Here is a 16531-nt window from a genome sequence, read left to right as displayed (position 1 = left end):
CTGCGGGACCTTACTGCGAGACCGGGCCGCGGGCTTGCCGCGGGACCGGACTACGAGAACGACGAGGGGGAGTGGAGCGCGATGACGATGCGCAAGGGCGCCAACGTGGCGGTCGGGGCAGCCGCGGTCCGTATCGAGATCGGCCGGAGGTCCGGAGCGGGCCCGGTGGAGGTGGACGCGTCCGCGCTGCTGCTTCAGGCGTCCGGAAAGGTGCGCTCCGACGACGACTTCGTCTTCTACAACCAGCCGCGGCACCCCTCCGGGGCCGTCACGCATCAAGGCCGGCGCTCCGAAGGGGCCGTCGCCGTCGACGAGTTGAGCGCCGACCTCGCCCGCACCGAGGCGGCCGTCGACCGGATCGTCCTCGTCGCGTCCGCCGACGGCGGCACCTTCGGCCAGGTCGAGGGCCTGTACGTACGGCTCGTGGACGCCTCGGACGGTACGGAGATCGCACGCTTCGACAGCGCGGACGCGACGGTGGAGACCGCGTTCGTGCTCGGTGAGCTGTACCGCAGGCAGGGCGGCTGGAAGTTCCGCGCGGTCGGCCAGGGCTACGGGAGCGGACTGGCCGGTCTGGCGACGGACTTCGGGATCAGCGTCGACGAACCGGCGGGCGGCGCCGCGCCGTCGACCGGTCGGACCCCGGCGCCGCCGACGGGTCAGGCCGCCGCACCTCCGGCTGCCGCGCCGGCCCAGCCGGCCGCCGCCCCCGCGCCGTCCGCGCCGACGGCACCCGCAGCATCGCCCCCGCCCGTACGACTGACCAAGGTCACGCTGACCAAGCAGGCACCGGCCGTCTCCCTCACCAAGCAGGGCGGCACCCGGGGAGTGCTGCGGGTCAACCTCAACTGGCGCATGAATCAGCAGCCTTCACGCGGCGGCTGGAGCAGCAGGCTCGCCAAGACCCTCGGCGGGTCAGGCCTCGACCTGGACCTGTGCGCCCTCTTCGAACTCGCCGACGGACGCAAGGGCGTCGTACAGGCCCTCGGCAACGCCTTCGGATCGCTGCACCAGCCGCCGTACATACACCTCGACGGCGACGACCGCACCGGCGCCGCCGCCTCCGGCGAGAACCTGACCGTCAATCTCGACCACGCCGCCGAACTGCGGCGGATTCTCGTCTTCGTCACGATCTACCAGGGAGCGCGCAGTTTCGAGGGAGTCGACGGCACCGTCACCCTTCAGCCGCAGCACGGCGCACCCGTGGAGTTCTCGCTCGACGAGTGCACCGTCGCCTCCGACGTCTGCGCGCTCGCGCTCATCACCAACGAAGGCGGCGAACTCACGGTGCGCCGCGAGGCCCGCTATCTGGTCACCCAGCGCGGCAGCAGCCCGCAGCGCACGGTGGACGGCGCATACGGCTGGGGGATGAAGTGGACACCGGGCCGGAAGTGAACTGCCGCCCCGTCACGGTCAGTCGAGGGCACGGTCGGTGCAAGGCACGGCCAGTTCAAGGCCAGTTCAAGGCACTTCGAGTTGAAGACCGTCGGCGCGACCTGCTGTGCACCGGCGCGGGTCCGCCCGCGTGCGGGTGCGCTCAGGCGTAGGTGCGGCCCTTCCAGGCCGCACCCCGTCCGCGGTGGTGGCGCACCGCGGAGTGCAGCGTCATCAGCAGATACAGGGCGGCCGTGACGGGCAGCGCGAGCGCCCGCCACGGCGGCTGACGGTAGTAGCGCAGCATCGGCACATACGTCAGTGCCATCACCGCCCACGCCGCCGCGCCCACCGGCGACCCGGCCAGCGCCGTCAGCGGCGGCACCAGATACACCAGGGTCAGACCGGCCACGGTGCCCAGCAGCACCAGCGGATTGTTCCCGAGCTGCGCGTAGGCGCTGCGGGCCACCATCCGCCAGAGCTGCGTCAGCCGTTCGTAGGGCCGCACGCTCTCCACCCCGTCCGCGAGGCCCAGCCAGATCCGTCCGCCCGCGCGCTTGACCGCGCGGGCGAGCGTCACGTCGTCGATGACGGCGCGACTGATGCTCTCCGGGATGCGGGCACGCAGCGCCGCCTCGGTACGCAGCAGCACACAGCCGCCGGCGGCGGCAGCGGTACGGGAGGAGTGCCGGTTGACCCTGCCGAAGGGGTAGAGCTGGGCGAAGAAGTAGACGAACGCGGGGACGATGAGCCGCTCCCAGGCGCTGTCCGCACGCAGCCTGGCCATCTGCGACAGAAGGTCCAGACGGGCTCCGGACGCGGCGGCGACCAGGTCCCGCAGCGAGCCGGGCGAGTGCGCGATGTCGGCGTCGGTGAGCAACAGGAATTCGGCGCCGGTGCGTTCACGTGCAAGGGCCATCCCATGGCGCAGGGCCCACAGTTTGCCCGTCCATCCCGGTTCCGGCTCCCCGGGGGAGGTGACCGTCAACGGCAGGCCGCCCCGGGCCTGTTGGGCGGCGAGCCGCCGGGCCAGCGCGCCCGTGCCGTCGCTGGAGCCGTCGTCCACGAGGAAGACCTCGGCCCGGCCCGGATACTCCTGGGCCAGCAGTCCGGGCAGGCTCAGCGGCAGCACCTCGGCCTCGTCCCTGGCGGGCACGATCACCGCCACCGTCGGCCACCTGCCGTCCACGCCACCCGGTGCCGCGTCCCGCGTCCCGCCCGGCGTCTGCCCGCCCGGCGCCGCTCCGGGCGGCAGGCGGATGTCCGTGCGCCAGAAGCGGGCCTGGCCCACCAGCAGCCACACCCACGCGGCAAGGGATGCCGAAGCGATCCAGGTCAGCGCGCTCATCCGCCGCAGTCTGCCGCACGCGGGGCGCACGGGCCGTACGCCGTGGCCGGTGCACGGACACTCGCCCGCACCGGCGGCGGAAGGGGACGAGCGCGATGGCCCGTACGGCTCATCGACTACAGTTGCCTGCCGTGAAGATCGCGTTCGTGGACTCGGGTATCGGCCTCCTCGCGGCAGCGGCGGCAGTACGCAGGGCCCGCCCCGACGCCGATCTCGTGCTCTCCAGCGACCCCGACGGGATGCCCTGGGGCCCGCGCAGCGCCGACGACATCACCGCGCACGCTCTGGCCTGCGCGAAGGCCGCCGCCGCGCACGAGCCGGACGCGCTGGTCGTCGCGTGCAACACCGCCTCCGTGCACGCCCTTTCCGCGCTGCGGGCCGAACTGGAGCCGGAGCTGCCGGTGATCGGCACGGTGCCCGCCGTCAAACCGGCCGCACAGGGCGGCGGCCCCGTGGCGATCTGGGCCACCCCGGCCACCACGGGCAGTCCCTACCAGCGGCGTCTCATCGCGGAGTTCGGGCACGACGCCCAGTTCACGGAGGTGCCCTGCCACGGTCTCGCCGACGCGGTGGAGAGCGCACAGGAGCACGCCATCGACGTGGCCGTCGCGGCGGCGGCGGGGCTGACGCCGCGCGGTGTGCGTGCCGTCGTGCTCGGATGCACCCACTACGAGCTCGTCGGGGAACGCATTCGCGCCGCCGTCGCCGGGCCCGCCCGTTCTGCCGCTCCGGCCGGTCCGGACGCTCCTGTCGCTCCTGCCGGGACCGAGGGGCCGGGGGAACGGGAGGTCCCGGACGCGAGCGCCGACCGGGGCCCCGCCCGGCCTGTGCTCTACGGCTCCGCCGAGGCCGTCGCCGCTCAGGCCCTGCGCCGTACCGGCGCCCGCCCGGACCCGGCAGCCGCCCCGACCGGCGGGCTGACGGTGCTGCTCAGCGGCCGTACGGCCCGGCTGCCCGAGGCCGCGGGCACCTACGCGGAAGGCCGACTCCTCGCGGGTGCCGCGGTCACCCCCTGACCCGGGTCCTGAGCGGGCCCGCAGAGCCGGGCCTTCTGATCCGGGCCTTCTGATCCGGGCCTTCTGAACGAGACTCTGCTCCCGGTCCGGGCCTCGGTTCCGATCCGGCCCTCGGTTCCGGTCCGGCCTCGGCTCTGATCCGGGGCCGCCGCAGGGGCCCGGCGTAATCTGCGCTGCATGAGCGAGCCGCACCCGGGAGTCTCACCCGAGCCCGCCGTGGCCTGGACCGGCGGCGCCGCCAACCGCGTCCAGTGGCTGCTGGCACTCCTCGGCGTCGCATGCGTGGCCCTCGGCGTGGTGCTGGGCGCGCGGGCGTCCTGGCAGTTCGAGAGCCCTCCGCTCGCGATGTCCGTCGTGGGCTGCTTCGCGGTGGGGCTGCTGGGCCTCTTCGGCACCCTCGCGTTCGTACACGTACGGGTGACCGTCGACGGTGAGGCGATCGAACTGCGCTGCGGGCACGCGGGGTTCCCACGGCGCCGCATCCCGCACGGCGACGTCCTGTCGGCCGAGGTGGTACGGGGCGTCTCCCCGCGCCAGTGGGGCGGCTGGGGCTACCGATGGCTTCCGGGCAAGGGCACGGCCCTGGTGGTGCGCCACGGCGACGGCGTACTGCTGCGCCTGGAGGGCGGGCACAGCTTCACCTTCACCGTCGACGACGCGGAGTCCGCGGTGGAGGCGATCCGCCGCCACCTCAGCACGGACCCGGACGCCCCCGGCGGCTGAACAGCGCCCCTCATGTCGACCGATCAGTTCGGCCGATCACCCCGGCCAAGCCCGGTCGTTCTCCTCAGCTGAGCCTCCTCAACTCAGCTCCTCAACTCAGCCGCCTCGCACAGGCGATGCCCGCCAGCAGACCCGCGCCCGCGGTCACCTGCGTGAAGCTCAGCGCGTTGCCTATCGCCGCGAGTGCCGCAAGCGCGGAGAGCGCCGCCGCCGCTGTGAGCGCGACCGGCGTCGGCCGGGGCGACGCCCGCAGTGCCAGCAGCAGCCAGCCGAACGCCGACGCGAGCAACGCCAGCCCCGGCAGGCCCTGTTCGGCGGCGACCTGTAGCGGCGCGGAGTGCGGCTTGCCGTCCGAGGCGGACGCCGCATCGACGGCCGCAGGCCCGCTTCCGGTCGCCGCCTGCCCCGCCGTCTCGGCCGCCGTCTCCTCCGCGAACGTCCCCTCGTCGGCCACGGTGGCCCGCGCGCCCGCAGCGCGTGCGGTCGCGCTCAGCTCCCCGAAGCTGTCGGGCCCCGTGCCGAGCACCGGATGGTCCCGGGTGATGGCCAGGGCGTCGCGCCACAGCTCCACGCGGTGACCGGTGAGCTGCTTGTGCAGTGCGACGGTGGCGCCGTGCGGCAGACCGCCCTGCGCCACGGCGAAGGCGACACCGGTCACGGCCCCCGCGGCGAGCGTCAGCGCCGCGAGGAACACCGGGCGTCTGCGCACCCGCCCCAGCGCGAGCGAGCACACCAGTACGGCCAGGCCCGCCGCCGAGCCCACCGGCGTGCCGACGAGCAGCGCGCAGACCACCGTCCCCGCCGCCGTCAGCCGCAGAACCGTACGCCGCACCGAGCGCGCCGGTGCCGCCCACGCGGCACAGCAGAACGCGCCCACCGCGAGCGTGAGCAGCGCCGCGGTCACCCCGGAACGCCCCTCCGGCCCCGCGAACTCGATGCCGCCGGGGATCACATGGGCGGAGGAAGGCCCGAAGAACGCGAGGAAGACCCCCGCCACCCCGGCACCCGCCGCCGCACCGACCGGCAGCACCGCACCCGCGATGCGGCCCGTGGCGTATCCGGCGCCCACCGCGAGCACCGCGAGAAGCAGACCCTCCGGCCTGGCGTCCCGGCCCGCGGCGGTGATCAGCGCCCAGGCCGCGCACGCACCGAGCACGAGCACACCCGTGAAGTCGGCGGCGCCGTTGTTCCGTTCACCGACCGCGGACGGCCGGAGCACCGGTGACGTCATCCCCTGCGACCCCCCGAGACCCGCGCAACCCGCACCCTCCTCCCCTGCCCCGGAAGCAGTGCGGACTGCGGCTACGCGCGTCAACCGTAGTGCGTGAAAGGCGGATTGTGGATATCCCGTACCGAAGTCATGTGCCCGCTGTGAACAGCAGTGCGGGGAGGCGCGCCGCCCACGGCGTACGCTCTGGATCATGGCGACACCCGAATTCATCCGACGCATCCGAGCCACCGCGGGCCACCAACTGCTGTATCTGCCGGGCGTGAGCGCGATCGTCTTCGACGACGAGGGACGCGTGCTGCTGGGCAGGCGCTCCGACACCGGGCGCTGGTCGATCATCGGCGGCATCCCCGAGCCGGGCGAGCAGCCCGCGGCGGCGGCGCAGCGCGAGGTGGAGGAGGAGACGGCCGTCCTCTGCGTCGCCGAACGCGTCGTCTGCGTAGAGGCGTTGGAGGAGCCGGTGACCTTCCCCAACGGCGACGTATGCCAGTTCATGGACGTCTGCTTCCGCTGCCGCGCCGTCGGGGGCGAGGCCCGGGTGAACGACGACGAGTCCCTGGAGGTCGGCTGGTTCGGGCTGGACGCCCTGCCGCCGCTGGAGGAGTTCGCGGTGGCCCGCATCAAGCAGGCGTCCGTCGACGGTCCGACCTGGTTCGAGGGCATCGACCGGGCCTGACGCCGCCCGCCGTGGCCGCGTGCCCGGGCCGCGGGGTCCGTACGCGCGGGCCTCCGGGGCCCCGTACGCGCAGATCAGCGGGCCCGTACGCCCAGGTCACGGCCCCGCTCCGCGCGGCGTTACGTTGGAGTCATGGACTCTCGGGGGAGACGACCCGAGGAGTGGACACATGACCGCCACCCTGGAAAGGCTCACGGCGGAAGGCGTGGCTCCCTGGCTGGACGATCTGAGCCGAGAGCGGCTCGCCGGAGGCGGGCTCTCCCGGCTCGTGAGCGAGCAGGGCGTCGTGGGCATCACCAGCAATCCGACGATCTTCGACAAGGCGATCGGGTCCGGCCGGCGCTACGACGCCCAGCTCGCGGGGCTCGCCCGCCGGGGCGTGGGCGTCCCCGAGGCGGCGCGGCTCGTCACCGCCTACGACGTGCGCTGGGCCTGCGACGTACTGCACGGCGTATACGAGGCCACCGGAGGCAAGGACGGACGTGTCTCCATCGAGGTCGATCCGCGTCTCGCCCGCGACACGGAGGCGACCCTCGCCGAGGCCCGTGCGCTGTGGTGGCTGGTGGACCGGCCCAACCTCTATGTGAAGATCCCCGCCACCCGCGAGGGACTGGGAGCCATCAGCGCGGCCCTCGCCGAGGGCATCAGCGTCAATGTGACGCTGATCTTCTCCCTCGACCGCTACGACCAGGTCGTCGACGCGTTCCTCGCAGGCATGGAGGAGGCGCGCTCCGCGGGACACGATCTGTCGTCCATGGCGTCCGTGGCGTCCTTCTTCGTCAGCCGCGTGGACACCGAGACCGACAACCGGCTGGACAAGCTGGGCAGTTCTCAGGCGCAGGCCCTGCGCGGCCGAGCAGCCATCGCCAACGCCCGCCTCGCATATGAGCACTTCGAGAAGGCGAGGTCCGGCGAGCGCTGGCGGTCGCTGGAGCGGGCGGGAATGCGGCCGCAGCGTCCGCTGTGGGCGTCCACCGGCGTGAAGGACCCGTCGTACGACGACACCCGCTATGTCGTCGAACTGGTCGCACCCGACGTCGTCAACACCATGCCCGAGGCGACCCTGCGTGCCGTCGAGGACCACGGCGAGATACGAGGTGACACGGTGCACAGCAGATACGCCGAGTCGCAGCAGATCCTCGACGATCTCGAAGTGGCAGGCGTCTCCTACCACGACGTGGTGACGACGCTGGAGGAGGAGGGCGTCGATAAGTTCGCCGCCTCCTGGAGCGAGATGTTCGGGACACTGGAGAAGGAACTTCGCACCGGAGCCTGAGCGGCAGAGGACGCCTCCGTCCGGCGGCAGCGGGCCCCGGGGGCCCGGACGTGCGCGGTCCGGGCCTCGTGGCAGAGGGCAGGAGCAAGGCTGAGGAGCAGAGATGGCCGCTGACAGCCCCTTCGTGATCGCCGGCGCCGGGCTCGCCGGAGCCAAGGCCGCCGAGGCACTGCGCGAAGGGGGCTTCGACGGCCCCCTCATCCTGGTCGGCGACGAGAAGGAGCGCCCGTACGAGCGCCCCCCGCTGTCGAAGGGCTACCTACAGGGCACCTCCCCACGCGAGGACGCCTACGTACACCCCCGCGACTGGTACGTCGACAACGACGTGGAACTGCGGCTCGGCGCACCCGTCACGGAAATCGACCCAGGCGGCCGCACGGTGTCGCTCGCGGACGGCGCCCGGCTCCCTTACGCGAAACTGCTGCTGGCCACCGGCTCCTCCCCGCGGCGGCTGCCGGTCGCGGGCGAGAACCTCGACCGCGTGCACTATCTGCGCCGCCTCTCGGACAGCGACACCCTCAAGGCGACCTTCAGCACAGCCTCCCGGATCGTCGTCATCGGCGCCGGATGGATCGGGCTGGAGACCACGGCAGCCGCCCGCGCGGCAGGCGTGGAGGTGACCCTGCTGGAGGCCGGGGAACTGCCGCTGCTGGGACTTCTTGGCCGCGAGGCCGCACAGGTCTTCGCCGATCTGCACACCGCGCACGGCGTGGATCTGCGCTGCGGCGCGCACGTCACGGAGATCACCGGCCGGCACGGGCGCGCCGACGGCGTGCTGCTCCACGGCGGCGAACGCATCGAGGCCGACGCCGTCGTCGTCGGTGTAGGCGTCACACCCAACACGGGGCTCGCCGCCGCGGCCGGACTCGACGTCGAGGACGGCATCCGCGTGGACGCCGCGCTGCGCACCTCCCATCCGGACATCTGGGCGGCGGGCGACGTGGCCGGTGCGTTCCATCCGCTGCTGGGAAGGCACATCCGCGTCGAGCACTGGGCGAACGCCCTCAACCAGCCCGCGGCGGCGGCCAGATCGATGCTCGGCGGCGAGGTGCGCTACGACAGGCTTCCGTACTTCTTCACCGACCAGTACGACCTGGGCATGGAGTACACGGGCCACGTGGGGCGCGACGGCTACGACCGGGTCGTCTTCCGCGGCAGCACCGAGGCCCGGGAGTTCGTGGCGTTCTGGCTCCGGCGCCGCCGGGTGCTGGCCGGCATGAACGTCAACGTATGGGACGTCACCGGACCCCTCCGCACCCTCGTCACTTCCGGTCTGCCGGTCGACGAGGCGAAACTCGGCGATGTGGGCGTGCCCCTGACCGAGGTCCACGCGGAAGGCTGAGACGGCGGGGGCGGCGATACTGCGGGGCGGGGAGACGGCGGGACGCGGAGACGGGCGGGCGGCGAACGTGCCGCTGCCGCCCGGGAGTTGTGCGGCGAGGGAGAGGGACACGTGCAGGAGAGCCATGAACAGCAGGGCGGGGAAGCGGCGTGCTGGCTCGACCAGGTCTGTGAGGAGTGCGGCAGGGTGCGCGAGGACCGTTCGCGCCCCGAGTGCGAGTTCTGCGGCCACGATCCGCGGGGCTCCGCACCGTCCCTCCCGGTCGCCGGTGCCGTACGGCGGCGCGACCGCGACCCCGACGGTAAGGCACGCAACGCCCGCCCCCGCGACGGGTTGGGAAGGCCGCTGCCCTACGGACGACAGGGCGTCGCCCGTCAGCCCGAGGGCGTCGTCCGGACCCCTGAGGCGACCCTGACGGAAGCACAGCGGCTGCTCGACGATGGGATGCCCTTCCACGCCCACGAGGTGCTGGAGGACGCATGGAAGTCGGCGCCGGAAGCGGAAGCCCCGCTCTGGAAGGGACTCGCACAGCTCGCGGTGGGGATCACCCACCTCGCACGCGGCAATACGAAGGGCGGAGCACGCCTGCTGCTGCGTGGAGCCGGGGGCATCGATGCGTACCGCGGCGAAGCGCCCCACGGCATCGACGTCGCGGGACTCGCGGACTGGGCGCGTTCGAAGGCCGGCAGCGTGCAGGACGCGGAGGAAGCGGAGAGGGAGGACCGGCCGCGGCGGCGGAAGGCGTCCGGAGAGGCGGCCGAAAGGCCCGCGGCCCCGAGGCTCCGCGCCACCGGCTGAGCGGCCCCTTCGCCTTCGCGGCGGGCCGGACGCCGGGCTACGGGCAGACAGACCGGGGAAGCCTGCGCGACCGGGCGGTGTGCGGCGCAGCGGCGCCCACCACCGATCCGGGCGCTCACCTCGCCGGTGCGTTCACACCTTCCGGAAGTGGTACGCCTCCTCGGCCGCCGCCGCGACCTCGGCGAGGTCCGCACCGCCCGCCGACGCGACCACCGCGGCGATCGCGCCCTCCACGAGCGGGGCGTCCACGAGCTGTGCGTTCTCCGGCAGTTCGTCCCCCTCGGCCAGCAGCACCTTCACCGTCAGCACCGCGCTGCCGAGGTCGACGAGGACGGCCACACCCGCACCCGTGTCGACCTTGTGCGCGGCGGCACTGATCAGCTCCGCACTCGTACCCAGGCCGCCGTCAGGCCCGCCGCCCGCGCCCTCCACGGGCGCGCTGTCTCTTCCGGCGGCGAGCCCCACGGCGAGACGCGCCACCGAGTCGGCGACCTCCTTGCTGTGGGAGACCAGCACGATCCCGACCCTCGGTGGGGTGTCCTGCTGCTCACTCATCGGCGACCGCCCCGGCCAGGGCTGTGAAGAGCAGAGCCGACGACGTCGCGCCCGGGTCCTTGTGCCCGACGCTTCTCTCGCCGAGATAGCTGGCGCGGCCCTTGCGCGCACGCATCGGCACGGTGGCCAGCGCGCCCTCGTCCGCGGCTGTACGCGCCGCTCCGTACGGATGGGGCCCGCCCGCCGCCAGCGCCTCGACGCCCGGATAGAGGGCGTCCAGCATCGTCTTGTCGCCCAGTGCCGCACCGCCGAGCTGGGCCACGGCGTCCACGCCGATGCGCATCGCCTCGGCGAGCTGAGCGCCGGTGACGCGCTCGGCGTCGCCGAGGGCCTTGCCCGTACGGCGCAGCAACGTCCCGTACAGCGGACCGGAAGCGCCGCCGACGCTGGAGACCAACTGCCGCCCCGCGAGGATCAGTACGGGTCCCGGCGCCGAGGGCGACTCCTTGCCCAGCGCCGTCACGACGGCGGCGAAGCCGCGTTGCAGGTTGCTGCCGTGGTCCGCGTCGCCGATGGCCGAGTCGAGTTCGGTGAGCACGTCCGCCTCCCGCTCCACGGACGCGGCTGCTGCGGTGAGCCAGCGGAAGATGACATCGGCGTCCAGCTCATCGGTCAGGTCGGTCAAGACAACTCCCTCTCCACTAGGGCCGAGGGCCGTTCGCGGAACGGCAGCCGCTGCCCGGCCCGGTGCTCATGGCTCATTTCAGCAACCCCAGCGAAGCGCCGGCGTGCTCACCGGTGCGTCATACAGGCGCAGCATCTCCTCGTCGGCCCGGCACAGGGTCACGGAGGCTCCGGCCATGTCCAGCGAGGTGACGTAGTTGCCGACGAGGGTACGGGCGACCGGTACGCGACGCTCGTCCAGGACGCGCTGCACCTCGGCGCAGAATCCGTACAGCTCGATCAGGGGGGTGGCGCCCATGCCGTTGACGAGCGCCAGCACGGGACCGTCCGGTTCGAGGTCGGTGAGGACGGCGTCCACCGCGAAGTCGGCGATCTCACCGGAGGTCATCATGGGGCGCCGCTCACGGCCCGACTCTCCGTGGATGCCGATGCCCAGTTCCAGTTCGCCGGGGGGCAGGTCGAAGGTGGGGCTCCCCTTGGAGGGCGTGGTGCAGGCGCCCAGCGCCACTCCGAAGCTGCGGGAGGAGTCGGCGACCTGACGCGCGATCGCCTCGACGCGCTCCAGGGGCGCGCCCTCCTCGGCGAGCGCTCCGGCGATCTTCTCGACGAACAGCGTCGCCCCGGTGCCGCGCCGACCGGCGGTGAACTCGCTGTCGGTGACGGCGACATCGTCCTGCACGAGGACCTTGCCCACCTGGATGCCCTCGTCCTCGGCCAGCTCCGCGGCCATGTCGAAGTTGAGCACGTCCCCCGTGTAGTTCTTCACGACGAACAGGACGCCGTTGCCGCTGTCGACCGCCGCCGCGGCACGCGTCATCTGGTCCGGCACGGGAGAGGTGAAGATCGCTCCGGGGCAGGCGGCGTCCAGCATTCCGCGGCCGACGAAGCCGCCGTGCAGCGGCTCGTGCCCGGAGCCACCGCCGGAGACCAGGCCCACCTTGTTCGCCACGGGAGCGTCACGGCGTACGACGACGCGGTTGTCCACGTCGACGGTCAGCTCGGGGTGCGCGGCGGCGATCCCTCTCAGGGCGTCCGCGACGACGGTCTCCGGCACATTGATCAGCATCTTCATTGATACCTCCGAGTGAGCGTAGCACTGTCCCAGTTGCCAGTATTACTACAGGTCAGGACCGAAATCGCGGGCTGGTGAGCCTGCTGCCCCGGCGGTGCGCGACAGCCCTGGCGCGAAGGCGCCGCGCGGTTGCGGATACGTCATGAGCCGTGCCGCGAGGCTCCACTGACCTCGCGTCAGGCCCCGTGCCCGGAAGGGCCGCCGGGCCCGGCGCCGCCGTGGCGCCGGGCCCGCCCGTCACGGCGTCGGCGTCAGCCCAATTCGAGGCTGGTGACACCGAAGACCCGGTCCAGGGGCAGCTCGGGCGGCGTGCCCTTGTACATGCGTACGGTCTCGAAGCCGACCTCCATGCCGCGGCTCGTGGCGAGGGAGACGGCCGCCTGATTGGGCTCCGGGATGTCGACATAGACCTCGCCGTCCGGGCTGAGAGGTGCGATCAGTGCGTCGAAGAGAGCCTCTGCGGCCTCGGGGGTGTCGGCGAAGAGCGGGCCGATGCGGTGGCCGCTTCGTGCCTTGCGGATCACGCCGTACCCGGCGGGCCTGCCGTCGCTCAGGAACATGTGCGCGCGATGCCCGGGAGCGCCGAGCCAGCGGACGAGGAAGTCCCTGCGGGGCGCGGGGAAGCACTGCTCGTCGTACTCGGCCAGGGCGTCGAGATGTTCCCCGGTCACGGGTACGACGGACGGCGAGAGGGGTCCGGGGGAGCCGGGACGGCCGCCGTAGCGGCGGGTGCGGTAGGCGGGGGCGAAGCCGGAGCGTGCGTACGTCTGCTCCTGCGCGGGCACCGCGTCCAGGCCGATCGTCCGCTCGCCGGCGTGCGGCACTGCCTCCTGCCAGGTCGCCATCCCCAGTCCCTTGCCGCGCACTTGGGGGCGGACGAGGTAGTAGCCGAGGAAGGCGTACGAGTCGGAGTATTCGACGACGGAGACCGCGGAGACGGGCTCGCCGTCGAGGCGTCCCAGGAAGAAGCCGCCGGGGTCGGTGGGGTGGAAGCAGCCGGTGTCCTCCAGGCCCGGGTTCCACTGCTCCTCCGCCGCCCACTGCTCGACCTCGAGCCACTCCTGAGCGGTGGCGGGGGCGACGCGGAGTCCGTCCGTGCTGCCGCCGTCCTGCGGGGCCGCGGCAGAGCCGGGTCCGGCGGGGGAGGGCTGGTACCTGGCGTCGTCGCCGAGGGGTTCCATGCCGAGTGTCGTCCTTTCTTCGGAGAACGTGGTCTTGGATGGCGGGTCTTGGTGGCGGGGTCTCGGATGGCGGGGTCTCGGAGAACGGGCCCTGGAGGCCGTCGGCGCGGGCGGTGGCCGGGGAGGGCGGCCGGCGGCCGGCGGCCGGCACCCGGGCCGGCCGCCGCCGCTGCGTCAGATCAGGTCCATCGCCGCCACTTCGTCGGGGCGCCCGTAGCTGACCGGGCCCTGGAAGCGCCGCCGTGCGGTGGCGAACCACCACACCGTGGCGATGATCAGGACCACTGCCAGGGCGACAGGCGCGTAGTTGAACGTCGACGGGGTCATCGGCGAAGCGTGCGGAAGCATGAAGAGCACGTTGCTGACGAGGATCCACGTCACGGCGACGACACCGATCGGCTTGCCCCAGCGCCCCAGGTGCCACGGGCCGGGCTGGAAGTCGTTCAGCCGCAGACGGAGGTAGATGGGCACCGCGTAGGCGAGGAAGAGACCGACGACGTTGACGCTGACGATGGCCGTGAACGCGGTCTCCGACCACCAGCCGGGGACGACCAGTACCAGGGAGCAGGCCGCCGCGAGCCAGACGGCCTTGACGGGCGTACGGGTTCGCGGCGAGACGGAATGCCACCACCGCGATCCGGGCATGGCGCCGTCTCGTGAAAAGGCGAAGATCTGGCGGGTGTTGCTGGTCATGTTCGCCAGGCCGCAAAAGAGCATCGCGCCGATCACGATGAGCAGGAGAAGTTTCGCGGTGCTCATGCCAAGTGCGTCCACGAGAATCTGTACCGGCGGGGCGTCCGCTGCGGCTTCCTTGCCGTAGTCGCGGATCGAGTACACGAGGGCGAGCATGAGGATCAGACCTGTGATCGCGGAGTAACCGATCGCACGCATGATGCCACGCGGTGCGTTCACCGTGGCCTGAACCGTCTCCTCGGACATGTGGAAACTTCCGTCGAAGCCGGTAAAGGTCCAGCTCGTGACGAGCAGGCCCAGCATCCCGCCGTAAATGGCGCTCTCGAAGCCGGTGTTGTTGGCGAAGTGGGTGACGAAGGACGCCGACTGGTGCTGGTCGGGCAGCACCGTGAGCGAGGCGACGATTACCACCATGCCGATCAGCAGCCACCACACCGAGATGCGGTTGAGGAGGGCGACGAGCTGCACCGTGTAGGTGTTGGCCAGGCCCTGGAGCAGCAGGATGACCGCGGTGATGAGCACCGTGTGCTGGCCTGTGACCTCATACGACGGCCACTGCATCGCGATGAACGCCTGGATGAAGGTGGCGGCGGCGTATCCCGTCGCGGCAGTGCCTCCCACCTGGCCGACGAAGTTCAGCCATCCCGTGTACCAGGACCACGCGCCCTTGTGCGACTTGGCGAGTTTTCCCGCGGAGAAATAGAGCGCGCCGCTGGTGGGATAGGCGGAGGCGATCTCGGCCATCGATGCGCCGATGAAGAGCACCATCACTGACACGCTGATCCAGCCGAAGGTGAGAACCAGCGGCCCGCCCGCGTTCATTCCGAAACCGAATGAGGAGAAGATCCCGGAGATGATGTTGATGATGGTGAAGGAGATCGCGAAATTGTCGAACGCCCTGAATCTGCGCGTCAGTTTTCGCGGATACCCCATCGCATGGAGCGTCGCATCATCGTCGAGAGCGACAGGCGCTTCGCGCTGCCGTATTCTCGTACGGGCTGAGAAATCGGTGTCGGACACGGTCGGACCTTTCTTGGGTTGACATCCGGAAAGCGTGGTCCGCGGCAGGAGTCCGCGGTCGGCGGCGGAGCGTGGCGGCCCGGCCGGTTCCTGGCGGTTGCTCAACTCGCCGTAACGGGCGCGGAGTTCGGCACGCTCAGCGCGAACCCGGCACGGGCAGCCCGCACGCCAGCCGCGCCTTGCTCAGCTCCTCCTCGGGGTCGCCCAGCGCGCTCCACGGCATCCGTGACGCGTACGGGCCCATGGCGGCGAACACCGGCCGCGCCTCGAACTCGCACTGCGCCATGATCAGTGCGTGCGCCAGGTACGCCAGGTCGAGCACGGGCGTGAACTCGTAGTCGGCGACCTCCGGCAGCCAGTGCTGGTACGCGCCCAACGCCGTCGCCTTCCACTGGGGTTGCTCCCACGTGCGGTCGGCGAGCAGTGAGGTGGGGTCGTGCTCCTCGATCAGCGCCACGAGCGGCAGCAGCCTCAACGGGGAGGTGGCGGGCGCCCGTTGGCCGAGGAAGGCGGCGACGTCCCACGCGGCGTTGGCCGAACCGCCGTGCCGTGCGAAGAAGAAGGACAGGAACCGGTGATGGGCCTCCCGGTGCCAGGGGTCGAGCCGGAGGATGTGCGAGAGAAGGGACCAGGGACCCGGCGGCGAGGTCAACAGCCCCTGGGGCGCGGGGTCCCGGGGACGCTGGAGGCGTGCCAGGGAGAGCTGCGTGACCCACGGTGTCGGGTCGCGCGGGGCCATCAGCGCGGCACGCTGGCAGGCGGCGAAGGCGATGCGGCCGAGGTCGCCGGCGCGGCGGTCGTCGCTGTCGGCCGCGCGCAGCGCGCGGAGCGAGGAGACCCGGGCCCACAGCAGCGTGGCCTCCTTGCTGGGTTCCTCGGCCAGCCAGCGTTCCGCCAGGTCGGAGTCGCACGCCTCGGAGGCGAGGACGAGTGAACGGTGGGCGCGCAGGCCGTGGTCCCTGCGTGCGTCCTTCAGTACCTCGTGGGCGCTGAGGTAGCGGCCCGCCCGCACGTCGACGCATGCTCGTGCCAGCTGACGGTCATCGGCCGCCGGGTGCCACACGTACTGCCCCTCGAAAAAGCCAGCGGTCATGCTCTCCTGCCGAATCTGCTGTGTCTGCCGATGCCGCCCCAATGTGCACAATTCGGGCAACCCGAATTCCACCGGAAGCCGTCCGGTGCCCGGCAGCAACGCACACCCTACTCAGCGTCATGACCGACCGGAACCACCAATCCCGATCGCTCCGTCCCAAGGGTCTGTTTTTCCCCGGCTTCCGCCCCCCGTTTTCGGACGGAGGTGGCGGTCGAGTATGTGCTGAGCATATGTCAGCTTCCTGCGGGCGCTATTCGCTTGGCGCCTCGGGGGCCTCGCGGGCGAACCCGGAGCGGGTGTGTTCATGCTCGTAGGGCTGCTCCCGAGAGTAGATCCGTGCGTGGTGCAACTGCCCAAGTCCGGAGGGTCTGTTCGAGAACGCGTCCCGGAATCTGCCGCACTTGAATCCTGAACTGTTCTGATTCAGTCGGCAGTTGGGAATCGTTGAACAGCGGCGGGGCGGTTGCGGGAGTGCCTCTGGCTGAATCCTTCCACTGCGCGGGGAGTGCGGT

15 protein-coding genes are annotated in these 16531 nt (G+C 71.9%); 7 read left to right on the top strand and 8 right to left on the bottom strand.

Going from position 1 to position 16531, the window contains the following annotated elements; all coding sequences use genetic code 11:
• Window positions 1-81 precede the first annotated feature (81 nt).
• The gene (locus tag MMA15_RS01045; protein ID WP_241057050.1) at window positions 82-1395 is read left to right on the top strand and encodes a TerD family protein; all 1314 of its coding nucleotides are present in this window, start codon (window positions 82-84) and stop codon (window positions 1393-1395) included.
• Between the two features lie 142 nt (window positions 1396-1537).
• Here MMA15_RS01045 and MMA15_RS01040 read toward each other — a convergent pair whose 3' ends face one another.
• Window positions 1538-2722 carry a glycosyltransferase gene (locus MMA15_RS01040; protein WP_241057049.1) on the bottom strand — a complete coding sequence of 395 codons (1185 nt, stop codon included), beginning with the start codon at window positions 2720-2722 and terminating at the stop codon, window positions 1538-1540.
• Between the two features lie 131 nt (window positions 2723-2853).
• Between MMA15_RS01040 and MMA15_RS01035 the strand changes: the two genes are divergently transcribed.
• Both MMA15_RS01035 and MMA15_RS01030 read left to right on the top strand, forming a co-directional pair.
• Entirely contained in the window at window positions 2854-3738 is an 885-nt protein-coding gene (locus tag MMA15_RS01035) for a glutamate racemase (protein ID WP_241057048.1), read from the top strand.
• A 177-nt stretch (window positions 3739-3915) separates the two neighbouring features.
• Window positions 3916-4461, top strand: coding sequence for a hypothetical protein (locus MMA15_RS01030; RefSeq protein ID WP_241057047.1), 546 nt, complete (start codon window positions 3916-3918; stop codon window positions 4459-4461).
• A 91-nt stretch (window positions 4462-4552) separates the two neighbouring features.
• Here MMA15_RS01030 and MMA15_RS27725 read toward each other — a convergent pair whose 3' ends face one another.
• Window positions 4553-5692, bottom strand: coding sequence for an O-antigen ligase family protein (locus MMA15_RS27725; protein WP_277399982.1), 1140 nt, complete (start codon window positions 5690-5692; stop codon window positions 4553-4555).
• A gap of 190 nt (window positions 5693-5882) precedes the next feature.
• Between MMA15_RS27725 and MMA15_RS01020 the strand changes: the two genes are divergently transcribed.
• The 4 genes from MMA15_RS01020 (at window position 5883) to MMA15_RS01005 (ending at window position 9781) form a co-directional block, all read left to right on the top strand.
• Window positions 5883-6365 carry an NUDIX hydrolase gene (locus MMA15_RS01020; protein WP_241057046.1) on the top strand — a complete coding sequence of 161 codons (483 nt, stop codon included), beginning with the start codon at window positions 5883-5885 and terminating at the stop codon, window positions 6363-6365.
• A 169-nt stretch (window positions 6366-6534) separates the two neighbouring features.
• A complete protein-coding gene (tal, locus tag MMA15_RS01015) occupies window positions 6535-7641 on the top strand; it encodes a transaldolase (protein ID WP_241057045.1) in 1107 nt (368 codons plus the stop codon).
• A 103-nt stretch (window positions 7642-7744) separates the two neighbouring features.
• Entirely contained in the window at window positions 7745-8983 is a 1239-nt protein-coding gene (locus MMA15_RS01010; RefSeq protein ID WP_241057044.1) for an NAD(P)/FAD-dependent oxidoreductase, read from the top strand.
• 111 nt (window positions 8984-9094) lie between these two features.
• Window positions 9095-9781 carry a DUF309 domain-containing protein gene (locus MMA15_RS01005; RefSeq protein WP_241057043.1) on the top strand — a complete coding sequence of 229 codons (687 nt, stop codon included), beginning with the start codon at window positions 9095-9097 and terminating at the stop codon, window positions 9779-9781.
• 132 nt (window positions 9782-9913) lie between these two features.
• On the opposite strand, the gene MMA15_RS01000 is transcribed toward MMA15_RS01005, so the two are convergent.
• The 6 genes from MMA15_RS01000 to MMA15_RS00975 all read right to left on the bottom strand — a co-directional run bounded on the left by MMA15_RS01000 (window position 9914) and on the right by MMA15_RS00975 (window position 16019).
• Window positions 9914-10336: a PTS-dependent dihydroxyacetone kinase phosphotransferase subunit DhaM gene (locus MMA15_RS01000; RefSeq protein ID WP_241057042.1), complete on the bottom strand. Its 423-nt coding sequence runs from the start codon at window positions 10334-10336 to the stop codon at window positions 9914-9916.
• Window positions 10329-10961 carry a dihydroxyacetone kinase subunit DhaL gene (gene dhaL / locus MMA15_RS00995; protein ID WP_241057041.1) on the bottom strand — a complete coding sequence of 211 codons (633 nt, stop codon included), beginning with the start codon at window positions 10959-10961 and terminating at the stop codon, window positions 10329-10331. Before dhaL ends, MMA15_RS01000 begins: the two co-directional genes overlap by 8 nt.
• 78 nt (window positions 10962-11039) lie before the next feature.
• Window positions 11040-12032 (bottom strand): dihydroxyacetone kinase subunit DhaK, encoded by a 993-nt coding sequence (dhaK, locus tag MMA15_RS00990; protein ID WP_241057040.1) that lies wholly within the window; start codon window positions 12030-12032, stop codon window positions 11040-11042.
• A 251-nt stretch (window positions 12033-12283) separates the two neighbouring features.
• Window positions 12284-13213, bottom strand: a complete 930-nt coding sequence (locus MMA15_RS00985) for a GNAT family N-acetyltransferase (RefSeq protein ID WP_241057039.1) — start codon at window positions 13211-13213, stop codon at window positions 12284-12286.
• A 174-nt stretch (window positions 13214-13387) separates the two neighbouring features.
• Window positions 13388-14839 carry an amino acid permease gene (locus MMA15_RS00980; protein ID WP_241062903.1) on the bottom strand — a complete coding sequence of 484 codons (1452 nt, stop codon included), beginning with the start codon at window positions 14837-14839 and terminating at the stop codon, window positions 13388-13390.
• A gap of 223 nt (window positions 14840-15062) precedes the next feature.
• The gene (locus MMA15_RS00975; RefSeq protein WP_241057038.1) at window positions 15063-16019 is read right to left on the bottom strand and encodes a hypothetical protein; all 957 of its coding nucleotides are present in this window, start codon (window positions 16017-16019) and stop codon (window positions 15063-15065) included.
• Window positions 16020-16531: the final 512 nt, after the last annotated feature.

The sequence above is a fragment of the Streptomyces marispadix genome, assembly GCF_022524345.1.
Lineage (GTDB): Bacteria > Actinomycetota > Actinomycetes > Streptomycetales > Streptomycetaceae > Streptomyces > Streptomyces marispadix.
This window is presented reverse-complemented; position numbering and strand designations above follow the sequence as displayed.